11 protein-coding genes are annotated in these 12,478 nt (G+C 47.0%); 6 read left to right on the plus strand and 5 right to left on the minus strand.

Features of this window, described 5'->3' with window-relative positions; all coding sequences use genetic code 11:
* The first annotated feature begins 173 nt into the window (after positions 1-173).
* Positions 174-950, plus strand: a complete 777-nt coding sequence (locus C170_RS27655) for a Crp/Fnr family transcriptional regulator (protein WP_235193905.1) — start codon at positions 174-176, stop codon at positions 948-950.
* A gap of 162 nt (positions 951-1,112) precedes the next feature.
* Here C170_RS27655 and C170_RS27660 read toward each other — a convergent pair whose 3' ends face one another.
* From C170_RS27660 to C170_RS27665, 3 genes are all read right to left on the minus strand, one after another.
* A complete protein-coding gene (locus C170_RS27660) occupies positions 1,113-1,670 on the minus strand; it encodes a GNAT family N-acetyltransferase (protein ID WP_036616562.1) in 558 nt (185 codons plus the stop codon).
* A gap of 124 nt (positions 1,671-1,794) precedes the next feature.
* Positions 1,795-1,950 (minus strand): hypothetical protein, encoded by a 156-nt coding sequence (locus C170_RS31210; RefSeq protein ID WP_017691064.1) that lies wholly within the window; start codon positions 1,948-1,950, stop codon positions 1,795-1,797.
* Positions 1,951-2,103: 153 nt separating this feature from the next.
* A complete protein-coding gene (locus C170_RS27665; protein ID WP_036616564.1) occupies positions 2,104-2,397 on the minus strand; it encodes a hypothetical protein in 294 nt (97 codons plus the stop codon).
* 224 nt (positions 2,398-2,621) lie between these two features.
* Here C170_RS27665 and C170_RS27670 point away from each other — a divergent pair, with 224 nt between their 5' ends.
* From C170_RS27670 to C170_RS27685, 4 genes are all read left to right on the plus strand, one after another.
* Complete coding sequence (locus C170_RS27670) at positions 2,622-4,136, plus strand: DUF6359 domain-containing protein (protein WP_235200850.1); 1,515 nt, start codon at positions 2,622-2,624, stop codon at positions 4,134-4,136.
* A gap of 209 nt (positions 4,137-4,345) precedes the next feature.
* Positions 4,346-4,975, plus strand: a complete 630-nt coding sequence (cdaS, locus tag C170_RS27675; RefSeq protein ID WP_036616570.1) for a sporulation-specific diadenylate cyclase CdaS — start codon at positions 4,346-4,348, stop codon at positions 4,973-4,975.
* Between the two features lie 286 nt (positions 4,976-5,261).
* Positions 5,262-6,368 carry a Glu/Leu/Phe/Val family dehydrogenase gene (locus C170_RS27680; RefSeq protein ID WP_036616573.1) on the plus strand — a complete coding sequence of 369 codons (1,107 nt, stop codon included), beginning with the start codon at positions 5,262-5,264 and terminating at the stop codon, positions 6,366-6,368.
* Between the two features lie 232 nt (positions 6,369-6,600).
* Complete coding sequence (locus tag C170_RS27685; protein ID WP_036616815.1) at positions 6,601-8,667, plus strand: methyl-accepting chemotaxis protein; 2,067 nt, start codon at positions 6,601-6,603, stop codon at positions 8,665-8,667.
* 380 nt (positions 8,668-9,047) lie between these two features.
* On the opposite strand, the gene C170_RS27690 is transcribed toward C170_RS27685, so the two are convergent.
* Positions 9,048-9,911: a LysR family transcriptional regulator gene (locus C170_RS27690; RefSeq protein ID WP_036616576.1), complete on the minus strand. Its 864-nt coding sequence runs from the start codon at positions 9,909-9,911 to the stop codon at positions 9,048-9,050.
* A 156-nt stretch (positions 9,912-10,067) separates the two neighbouring features.
* On the opposite strand from C170_RS27690, the gene C170_RS27695 reads away from it, so the two are divergent.
* A complete protein-coding gene (locus C170_RS27695; protein WP_036616580.1) occupies positions 10,068-11,129 on the plus strand; it encodes an oxidoreductase in 1,062 nt (353 codons plus the stop codon).
* A 40-nt stretch (positions 11,130-11,169) separates the two neighbouring features.
* Here the strand turns inward: C170_RS27695 and C170_RS27700 are convergent, their stop codons facing one another.
* Positions 11,170-12,456: an MFS transporter gene (locus tag C170_RS27700; protein ID WP_036616582.1), complete on the minus strand. Its 1,287-nt coding sequence runs from the start codon at positions 12,454-12,456 to the stop codon at positions 11,170-11,172.
* Positions 12,457-12,478 lie beyond the last annotated feature (22 nt).

Genomic DNA, 12,478 nt, shown 5'->3' on the forward strand with positions numbered 1-12,478 from the left:
GTGCACCAAGGGATTGAAGAAATGCGAAGGATGAGGCATATCGGTGAAATGTGACTTTTCTCACAGCAAACTCAGGGAGTTTCTCGTTAAGGATCAGGTAATCCCCCGATAACCCTCGCGCTACTTTCGCGGTATGATGGATACATAAGGAATCACCAAGGGGGACGAAGGTTATGGGTACAGTATTTGTAGAAAGAACAACCCAAAGAGCAGAGCAGAAACAAACGGAGGCGGGCAAAATGACACGAGAAACAGGCGGAATCCTTTCGTTCGTTACATCTGAGCAATGGGGCCTGATTGAAGCAAAAATGCAGCCCAAACGGGTGAAGTCGGGGTATAGTCTCTTTCTCGAAGGCGATGAAGCCGGATATCTGTACTACATTCGTTCGGGACGAGTGAAAATGACCAAGTCGACGGAGGATGGCAAGGAAATTATTTTATCCATTCAGCAAAGCGGCGATCTCATCGGTGAATTCGGCGGCATCGGAGGATTGAATCATAGCTACAGTGCAGAGATGGCGGAAAAAGGGGAACTGGCCATTATCTCGCTTAGCGATCTGGAAAGTATACTCAGCAAACATGGCGACCTTGCCTTGAAATTCTTGCAATGGATGGCACTGTCGCAGCGGATCACCCAGTCGAGATTCCGTGATTTGCTGCTCTATGGCAAGGCGGGTGCGCTCGCTTCGACACTGATCCGTGCCAGCAATTCGTATGGCAGGGTTACACCGGATGGTATTGTGCTGGACATGAAGCTGAACCATACCGATCTTGCCGAGATGATTGGAGCTACCCGGGAGAGCGTAACGCGGATGCTGGGGGCATGGAAGGAACAAGGTACGCTGGATATGATGGACGGCAAACTGATGATTCGTGACCTGGCAGCCCTGCGTTGTATGTGTGGATGTCCTACATTCCCGAGCTGTCCGGTAGAGCTGTGCCGACTGTAAAATAACTTGTTCCGGTGTTCCGAGTTGAGGGAAGCACAACGGTTGCATCCCCGAGGAACAAATTTGATTTGGATTTCAATGAGGCCTCAAGGCTTCACCTCCATTGGCGATTGGGGTCGTTACGGAGTAAAAGAAAAAAAGCTGGGGTCCCATATATGGGAGTCAGCTTTTTGTGTTTCTTTGTAATTGTTCACCTGCATATTCCTTTGCAAGAATCGAATAGATCACAGAGTCATGAAAGGAACCTTTGTAGAACCAGTGCTCCCGCAGCAGACCTTCACGCTGCATGCCAATCTTCTTCATGACATTCTCCGAAGCTGTGTTGTGCGGACGACACTTGGCGTAAATCCGGTGAATGCCGAGTTCGTTGAAACCGAAACCCAGTAAAGCGCGGGCTGCTTCGGCGGCATAACCTTTCCCTTGGTAAGCGGGGTTAAGGACATAACCGATCTCTGCATTGGTTTTCTCCATCACGTGAATACCGACTCCGCCAAGGAGAGTTCCATCACTTTTCAAACATATTGCAAGTTCAAAGCCCTCTCTTGGATGTGCCTGCTGTGTGTCCAATACAAACTGCACGTATGCTCGTGTATCTTCTTCGGTATTCGGCCCCCACGCTGTATGCTGTGTAACTTCCGGCATGGAAGTATAGGCATGAATCCTCTCCCAATCGGTCTCAAGAATATCCCTGATGATCAGTCTGTCAGTCTCCAATTGCAACGTTGTTCACTCCTTCACGTTTGAATAACTTTACTGTACATTGTACAACAAAAATAGCCCATAACAGATTCAAAGAATGAATCGGTCATGAGCCATAATGTAGATCTATGATGTATGTGGCATGCTATTGTGGTTGTTTACATTGAACTGCGGGATAAGTATAAGCCAACTTGCGGATAATTTCCTTTTGCCATCTCGTATCACCCAGATTGGTTGCCAGGTTCAGAAGATCCAAATAATCGTCAAGCTGCAGATCAGCCTTTTGCAGAGTTGTATTCATTCGATGTTCGTTCCCCTTTATCTATAAAATCGTAAAATCATATGCAGTAGAAAGTTACAAAGAGACAAGTTCAAGAATGATAATCATTATCATGTTTATATATTCATTATGCAATGAACACTGGCAAAATGCAATCCCAAGTCCGCATCGAATTCAACTTTTTTCTGAAAATAGGCTCATCCACATCACATAGGGAATGTATACACCGAGATATGCAGACGGATACAGGAACCAGCCATTCAACAGGAAATGATGAATCTCGGTGGTGAATGTGGTCATGTGAGCATTCGTCGCATACACATCACCAGCGATAACGGTTGCCGCACTATAGAAGCAGAGTAGTGCAAGAATATGAAACAATCGTCTAACCATCCGGGAACGAAGAGCAACATAAGCCATAATCAGCGGAACAATCAACAAGAGTATTAAAAATACCAACTTCATCATCGTTTTACTCCTTCGGTAAATGGAATTCTAATGATAATCAGTATGGGCCAATAGACTCAACTTCTAAACTTTTTCATAAACTTTACAAAAAGAAAGAGGAATTCAGCATATGAACAATTAAATTAAAGGAGGATAACCCATTATCAGGTAATTTGGAGGAGGAGAAAGGGAATATGAAAAAGGCGTTATGGCAGCATTGGATCGGGGCATTCCTGGTCTTTATCATGATGGCAACCGCACTGCTGGGGCCGGGTTCGCAAAGTCCGGTACAAGCTGCAGCACCACTTACGGTATCTCAGGCCATCGCTGCCCAGAGCGGTGGAGGAACAGCAACGGTTGAAGGAATCATTGTTGGACATGCTACCGGGTCGCTTACCGCGAAGTTTACATCTCCGTATGCCAATGATTTTAATGTTCTGATTGCGGATTCAGCGTCAGAGCGGACCAACGCCAGATTATTGGATGTACAGATTCCCTCATCTTTCCGATCGCAATATGGATTGGCGTCCAACCCCAGTCTTGTAGGCAAAAAGATCATCGTAACCGGAACCTTAGGTGCCTACAACAGCTATGCAGGAGTCAAAAACCCAACGTCCATCACACTTTCCTCCGGAACAACCAATCCTGATCCAGAACCAAACCCGGGCACAACACTGCCGGACGGTACCGGCAAGAAAGTATTGTTTGATAATACCCACGCCCAGACAGCAGGTGCTGCCGACTGGATTATTGACGGGGCATTTTCGGATTTTGCCAATGGTTTGCGAAACGCAGGCTTTGCCGTGGATCAGCTGGAACGCAGCATCCCGTATACATTCGGTGAGCAAGCCATCACCTATAATAAATTGAAAGATTACGACGTCTTTGTCATTGGCGAAGCCAACGTACCGTTCAAAGCGACAGAACAGGCTGCGCTTGTGCAGTACGTACAGAACGGAGGAAGTGTTTTCTTCATCTCCGACCACTATAATGCAGACCGCAACAAAAACCGCTGGGATTCTTCCGAAGTATTCAATGGCTATCGCCGCGGTGCCTTCCTGAATCCGGCCAAAGGCATGTCTTCGGCTGAAGCCGAATCACCAGCCATGCAGAGTGTGACGAGTTCAGACTGGCTCGCGACGAACTTTGGTGTCCGTTTCCGCTACAATGCCCTTGGAGATGTGAACGCATCGGATATCGTTGCACCTGCACAATCCTTCGGCATTACGACTGGTGTAAATTCTGTAGCCATGCATGCGGGATCGACCATTGCGATTATAGACCCGAACAAAGCCAAAGGCTTGGTGTATGTACCGAGTGGTGTATCCAAGTGGGGCAATGCCGTGGACCAGGGCGTATATAATGGTGGTGGACGAGCTGAAGGAGCCTATGCTGCCATTGCAAAGGTTGGTGCAGGCAAAGCCGCATTTATCGGTGACTCTTCACCTGTGGAAGACGCGACTCCGAAATATTTGCGTGAAGAGACCGGTGCTACCAAGAAGACCTATGATGGATTCAAAGAAGTGGATGATGCAACTTTCCTTGTGAATACTGTGAAATGGCTCGCGGTCAAAGAGAGCTACACCAGTCTGGCACAAGTGCCAGGACTGACATTGGATACGGCAACAAGCCTGCTTCCTATCGAAGCTCCGGCTGCGTCAACCGAGCCGCAACTTGAGCCATGGGCTGCACCCGCGGCAGGGTACAAATGGTATGATCCGACTACATTTAAGACAGGTTCATACGGCAAAGCGCAATAAGTAAAGTAGACAAACATCAAATCATTATTCGAATAGGGTCTGACCGTGGAGTTTTGCGGACAGGCTCTTTTTTTGCTTGTTATATCAGTTACAATGAAGCCCATGATTAGCTCCTACAGCCCTGCCATTGCATAAATATGTGCTCCAGAGGGGAAGGTATGGGTACTAATGATGCGGCGTGAAGCCCAACCCAACCAAGGAGGCGGCGAATGATGACTCAGCAAGCAGACTGTGACAGTTCCTCGATGAGGCAGAAGCTTAAGGCAGACCTCCATCGTGTAGCAGAGCGTATGAATCTGACGTTATCCCAATTTGACAATGACAGTGTCTGTCTGTTGGGGCAGTTTGCAGAGATTCGAGCGGAAATCAAGCAGATCGAGGTGCTCGCCTCTTCGTTTTATCTGGATTGTTATCTGTCACCCTTTACCGAGAAGTTTGCCGAATTAACATCGAGCGTACAGCATCTATCTGACCGGAGATATGGGGCGTTGATTGTGATTGAACGGGAGATTCCGTTGGAGTCGATCATTCATTCAGGTGTGGCTGTGGATGCAAGAGTGACGCATGCGTTGCTGGAATCGCTATTTATTCCCGGTGCACCTCTGCATGATGGGGCTGTGTTGATTCGTGGCAATCAAATTGTATCCGCTGGTAATGTGCTGCCGTTGTCGCAAGCGGAAGTGCATGAACGAAAAATAGGCACTCGTCATCGGGCTGCATTGGGTTTAAGTGAATTGACGGATGCGGTTGTGTTGGTTGTCTCCGAGGAGACAGGACAGGCTTCATTCGCTGTGGATGGCGATTTGCATCCAATCAATGTGGTCGAAACGCTCCCTTAAATGTGAATGATCAAGTGGCCTACTTGGGGCGATTAAGTTGATGCAGTTGAGGGAAGTGTACCTTTCTCCTGTAAGGGAGAGAGGTTTTTCTATGGATAGACGATAAAATTATAATCTGAAATTCGACCGCTATGCTCCCGCCATATGAGAAACATCGATCGATGCTTCTCTGACATTGCGATGTGATTTTGCACAAACTGGGTATTCATGGGTACAATAGAGGATGGTCAATGATAGAGAACAATGCGACTGGATCGCAAAAATGGTTGGAGGAGACGGTTAGCACATGAGTTGGTTTGAAGCAATGGAGCATCACGATTATGAGGAACTGGTTCTGTGCCAGGATCGAAATTCAGGGTTAAAAGCAATTATCGCCATACACGACACAACACTCGGCCCTGCGCTGGGAGGCACGCGGATGTGGACTTACGCTTCAGAAGAAGCAGCCATTGAAGATGCCCTGCGCCTTGCCCGTGGTATGACATATAAAAATGCGGTAGCTGGCCTGAATCTGGGCGGTGGCAAAACCGTTATCATCGGAGATCCGCGGCGCGACAAAAACGAAGCGATGTTTCGGGCGTTTGGACGATATATTCAAGGGTTGAACGGACGTTATATCACGGCCGAAGATGTGGGAACAACGGAAGAGGACATGAACCTGATCTATCAGGAAACCGATTATGTGACAGGCATCTCCGCGAGTTATGGTTCATCCGGTAACCCATCGCCTGCAACGGCTTGGGGTGTATATCGTGGGATCAAGGCAGCAGCCAAAGAAGCATTTGGTACCGATCTGCTGGAGGGTAAAACGATAGCGGTCCAAGGTGTCGGCAATGTGGCGATGCATCTGTGCAAATATCTGTATGAGGAAGGTGCACATCTGATCGTTACGGATATCCATAAGGACTCGGTGAAACAGGCTGTGGACCGCTTCGGCGCAACAGCAGTTGATCCCGCAGACATCACGAGTGTGGAATGTGATATCTATGCACCATGTGCACTGGGCGGCACGATTAATGACGATACGCTCAAAACGCTCAAGGCAAAGGTTGTAGCGGGCTGTGCCAATAATCAGCTGTTGGAGACCCGTCATGGGGATCAGCTGTATGATATGGGCATCGTATATGCGCCTGACTATGTTATCAATGCAGGTGGCGTAATTAACATTGCGGATGAGTTGAACGGTTATAACGCGGATCGGGCGTGGAGCAAGATCGGAGAGATCTATTCCACTCTGGAGAAAATATTTGAAAGCTCACGTACCGAGGGCATCGCAACCTATGTTGCCGCAGATCGTTTGGCTGAGCGACGGATTGAACAGATGAAGAATACGCGCAGTACATTCTTGCAGAATGGTCACCACGCATTGAGTTCCCGAAGATTGCGCAAGTAAACTTAATAGAATCATAATCAAATTTAAAAGGGTCTGTTAGATAACGGCAACATCCATTCCCAAGATGGATAGTCGATCTGACAGGCCATTTTTTTATGTTTGCTATCAGAATTTCAAAAAAAAGAAAAACAGTGGCAATATCTCCCTAATTGATCAATTTTACTATGGATTTTTCCGATAATGTATGTACATCGTTCAGATGCAGATGGTTCAGGGAAGTGGGGAGAAGGAAATGGGGAAAAGAAAAGGTGTAGGGCATAAGCTCAAAAATATGTCGCTTAAAATCAAGCTGCCTTTCATGATCAGTGTATTGGTTGTGTTGGTTCTGCTGGGTGCAACAACCACAAGTTATATGATTTCATCTGATGTTGTGGTCAAGAAAAGCAAGGATGAAATGAATGTGATGGCTGACCGCCTTGGGGAAGGGCTTTGGACAGCTATGCAGCTTCAACAACAATTGAGTCATGCGATATCCGTACATAGTACTTTTAAAGAACTCTTAAAGTTGCGTGATACGAACGAAATGCCAAATGATACCTTTTTCACAGATGAGAATCCATATTTCAACAGAGCAAATACGATTCTCACTGACAGTATATCCGATACGGAAGGCTCCAAGCCGGACCTGTTCGTATTTGACAAGGAAGGAACGATGGTGGCGGGGACCATGCCAGAAGTCATTGGTCAGTCACGGGGAGATCGGGAATATTTTAAGGAATCCATACAGGGGAAATCCTTCATCAGTGACGCGGTCGTCTCTAAGACTAGCAAGAAGCTCATTATTGTATTCTCGGAGCCTATCACCGATGAACAGGGGAATTTACTGGGTGTGTTCGCCATGTCGGTGGACAGCAGCTTTTTCCTGGGGCAACTGGGAGACATTAAAATCAATGCCGAAGGCAGAGTTGAAGTGCTGAGCCGTAGCGGCATCATCATGTATGATTCACTGGACCCTTCCATTGTGGGACAAACGCTGGAAGCGGACAAGGAAGCGATGGGAATCATCGAGGCCAGAGCCACTGACAAAGTGAAAATCACTTCGATGGATCGAGATAACATCTATTATCGTATTAATCAGATTCCTGGTGCAGATCTATCTGTGGTCATCATTGACGATTATGACGATATCAAGCGCCCAATAGATGATATCCAACGTCAGATGGTTATCGTGACCTTGATCGGAGTTGTTCTGGCTATTGGTGTGGGATTGCTGATTTCTCGTAGTATTACAAGACCTATCATTCGTCTGATCGGGCTGTTCCAACAGCTTGCTCAAGGAAATCTGACCGTTAAGGCCAATGGCAGATATAACAGTGAATTCAAGGATCTGGCGGACAGCTTTAATGGTATGGTGGAGCAGAACAGGAATCTCATTACCGATATGAATAATTCAATCCATGTCCTTCAAGCCAGCACTCAGGAGTTGGAGGAGACATCCAGACAGACGGCAAGATCCATTGATGAGACATCGGCGACGTCCATGGGGATTGCAAAAGCCATGGAGGCCCAATCGGAAGATACCGAGCAGATTGCAGGCAAATTCAACAGCTTTGGCGATAAAGTGGCTGCCATGAACAGCAGTGCACAGGATGTGAAGGCAAGAGCGGATGAGATCGAAACGGTATTCCACAACGGGAATGAAGTCGTGAATGAACTGATGCGTATCAACGAGGTGAACGAACGGGAAGTGGAGAAAATCTCGGAGATCACCGTCAAACTTCAAACCAGTTCGGGCAGTATTAGTCAGATCACGGAAGCCATCAGCCAGATTGCGAAGCAGACCAATCTGCTTGCATTGAATGCTTCCATTGAAGCATCACGGGCAGGTGAACATGGCAGAGGATTTGCAGTTGTAGCTGAGGAGATCCGCAACCTGGCAGAGCAGAGTTCCCGCCAGTCCAAGGAAATCTCCAGCATTATCGAGCAGAATCTGGCCGATGTCGCCGAGAACAACCAAAGTGTTGCCGAAATTCACACCATCTCATCCAGACAGGATGAACTTGTCTTGCAGACTCGTCAGGCATTTGATGTGATTTTGGAGAAGGTAACGGTCATTAATCAACAGATCGCTACGATGGCAGGACAGATGCAGGAGATGTTACAGAACAAGGATGACGTACTGGAGTCAGCCCATAGTTTGTCGGCTTCAGGAGAGCAGGTATCCGCTTCGGTTGAAGAGGTAACAGCAACCATGATGGAGCAATCTTCAACAGTACAGCAGTTGGCCAACATGGTGGATACGATCGATCAATTGACGCAAAAGCTGGCCGAATCGGCTGCGCGATTCAAGGTGGAGTAAGGGGCTGTCTCAAAAAGAATTCCGCCTCGCTTCAAGCGCTAACGAACCTACCGCATCTTAAAAGGCGGATCATCAACGCTTGCAAGATTTAACGAATCTCAGTAACGCTATTAAGTCATAAAAAGTTGTCAAAACCTAAAAAATCGAGCGAATCGACGAAATAACGTCTCTGTGATTCGTTAGATCGCAGATCTGGGCAAATGGGAGCGAATAGCGTGTCTCAGGTTCATTAAAACAAAATAACACGAACAAGGGATGTCCCCTGTCATATTCATGACTTATGGGACATCCCCTTCTTTTTATGGTCTCGATCAATGTGCTTTAGTCCATTTAGTGATCAAGAAGATCGCGGTTGAAAGAGGGGTACTAAGTTATCTATATCAGAACGTAATGCACTTCTGATTCAGCAGCTTCATGAATTGATCCAGCGCACTACTGACATACCGATCCTCACCGCGGACAAAGGTTGTCGTGGTATGAGTATAGCGTTCAACCAGATCAAATACGGAGAAATTATCCGGTTTCTTGTGAATAACGTTGCAGGGCATAATGGTAAAAGCAATTCCAGACTCCACACAGCTGAGCAGGTTTTCCATCGTACTCACTTCGATGATATTACGTGCGGACAACCCTTCTTCCTGCAGAAATTCTTCGGTCATTTCACGATAAGGACAGCCCTCGGGGAAAACAACCCATGATACTTGGCACAGACTTTCAGGTGGTGTATCCATCTTCTTGGAGATAATATGAACCGTGTCCTGCATCTCATATTCCACCTTCAGACCCTCCTTCACACAAGCCCCGCTGATAAAAGCACCATCAATCTCATCGTCCTGTATTTTCTTGCGTAGTACTTTGGGTGAAGTGGCGTTGACGAGTGAGATGGATACCTTCGGGTAGGTTATTTGATATTCATTCAGAATCTCCATAAAACGACTGGATGCCGCCGTTTCTACAATGCCGATTTTCAGTGTGCCGGAAGGCTCCCCGGGATCGGTCATATCCTGCTTCAGATCATGCAAAAGGTTGTGAATCTGTGTGGCGTACTGGACGAACTGTTCTCCTTTGGAGGTCAGTACAACACCTTTGGGAAATCGGTTGAACAACTGGATTTGATATTCCTGCTCCAGTTTTTTGATGCGCGTAGTGACATTGGATTGCGCGTAATTCAGTTCTTTGGCGGCCTGTGAGATTTTGCCTGAACGCGCCACCGCGAGAACAATATCGATATCGGAAAGTTCCATGCTGTATCCTCCTGAACGTGGATTACCTTCAATTACTTCTGCAGATGCTGATGTTAGGTATCTCTATGAGAGATACAACTATATATTTCAATCATTTTACGATATATCGGAGCCGCCGTACAATATCCTTAAAGACGAAGAGAGTAGGGATATGACATGGATAACATGAATACACGTTCAACATTATTAAGCCCGGTAACGATTCATCAGTGGCAATTAAGGAACCGAATGGTGATGGCTCCGTTGACCCGGGGATTTGCTGATGATCGGGAGGGGACCGTGACGGATGAGATGGTGGCGTATTATGAGCAGCGTGCGCGTGATGGCGTGGGACTGATCATTACCGAGGGCATTAACCCCAATCTGGCAGGCAAAGGCACCTACGGCATCCCCGGTTTATATACAGATGAACAGACGACTTCTTGGAAAAGGGTAACAGATACTGTCCACAAACATGGCGGCACCATTATTGCTCAACTGTGGCATGTCGGCAGGTTGTCCCACTCCGATCTGATCGGAACCACTCCAGTGGCACCTTCCAGCCTTGCGGCAGAGGGAAGAGTGCATAAGCTGCATAAGCCGTATCAGGTTCCTCAAGCGATGAGTACACAGGATATAGCGGATACAATTCAGCATTTTCAGACGGCCGCCCGCAATGCGGTTCTGGCAGGGTTCGACGGGATCGAGCTGCATGCTGCGCATGGGTATCTGATCGACCAGTTTATTAATGAGAAGACCAACCACAGAACAGATGAATACGGAGGAGACACTGCGGGTAGATTGCGGTTCCTGCGGGATATTATTGTGGCTGTGAAAAAAGAGATCCCTGTGGATCGTATATCGGTACGATTTTCCGAGAAAAAGGATGATGATGCATCCTATGCATGGGCAGACAAAGCTGGAATGATCGATGCATATCTGAACTTGTTCCGCGAGACGGGAATTAAGATCTTGCATCCCTCAACAGACCATTATGCGAAAGCATGGGAAGGGGAGCAGTCTTTTCACGAGCGGATTCGTAGTCGGTGGGATGGAATCATCATTGGTGTGGGGGATTTGGATGTTCAGACCGCAGAGCACGCGATTGGTAAGGGAAGCATAGATTTGGCTGCGTTCGGCAGACCGTTTATCGCCAATCCAGATCTGGTACAGAGACTGCATGCGGGTCAGCAATTGATTGAGTATGATGCGAATGCACATTTGCCTGTTTTGGTGTGAAAATAAAGTGAAAAAAGGGCAGAATAGGCTGCCCTGAGGTTCAGATACTTTTTGAGTGATCCAGCGGTTTCATTTCGTTTCTTCTTGTTGAGCTTTTTTCGATATACCAGAGAATGATCATAGATAACGCATAGAACAGACTGACAGCCAGAATAATGATCCATACACTTTCCATGTCCATGCTTTTGATGAAAATGCCTGTCAAATATGGGCTAAGTGTATAACCCAGGCAACCTACGAATAACAGCAAGCCATTAAACCGCCCTTGATGTGTGTCGGGTACACGCGAAGCAATATACAGATTGATATTGGTCTGCACGAGAATCTCTCCAATGGTCCACAGCACCGTGGATAAGGCGACGATGGAAAAATGGGGGAAGGTTCCGAGCAGGTTCAAGGCTCCAAATCCGATTCCATAGAAGAGTGCGCCTGTAGCTATGGAGTTTAGGGCAGTTAATTTGCGTGTAGCGGACAGGATCACGGTGGTAAGAATAATGACGCTAATGGCATTGATGGTCATGACAGAGCCGTAATATGCTGCTCCGTTCTCGCCAAATGAATGATTCATCTGGAGTGGGAGACTAAATGAGTATTGCATATAGATAAAATAGTTAAGAAATGACACAACGATGAAGAAGGCAACAAGTGGGTTTTTCAGCAGTAGTCTGAATAGCGGCGAAGGCGGTTGGCTCGATCGTTGTTGTTGTTGTTGTTGTCCAGCATGTTCGCTGTTTGTTGATGCCAATTCCTTGCGTGTGCCTATCTTAACCTGGTTGATGATGATAAAGGTAGATATCAGAAACACGGTACCGATACTTATAAAGACAATGTTGACATGATCCTTGATAAAAAAACCGGCGACCAGTGGTCCGATGGCTATACCCAGATTGGCCCCCAGATACATGAGGGAAAAGGCGGACTTTCGCTCTTTCTCCTCCGTACACAGTTGAATAATCAGGGCATTATAAGCAGGCCGGGTAATGCTGATGAAAAACATGACTGCAATCAGAAGATAACCTACTGTAATGGTGCCTGACCAAAAAGAGCAGCTTATAATCATGATGGCAGACAACAGTTGCCCGATGACAATAATTGTTTTCTTGCCCATAAGATCGCTTAAATAGCCGCCGAGAAGTACACCGGGTCCGCTAATCAGGGCTGCCATGGACACAAAGATTCCTGCACTGACCACATTCATGCCCATCTGCAACGTAAGCACCAAGGTAATCAGGGAGAATACAAAATCTCCCGTGCTGTTAATCGTTCTGGCTAAACAGAGATAATAGATATCGCGGCTCAGACCCGCGTAGGTTTTGAATAACGACAATAATTCCAGCCCTCCCCAAGAT

It is taken from the genome of Paenibacillus sp. FSL H7-689 (genome assembly GCF_000517905.1).
GTDB classification, from domain to species: domain Bacteria; phylum Bacillota; class Bacilli; order Paenibacillales; family Paenibacillaceae; genus Paenibacillus; species Paenibacillus amylolyticus.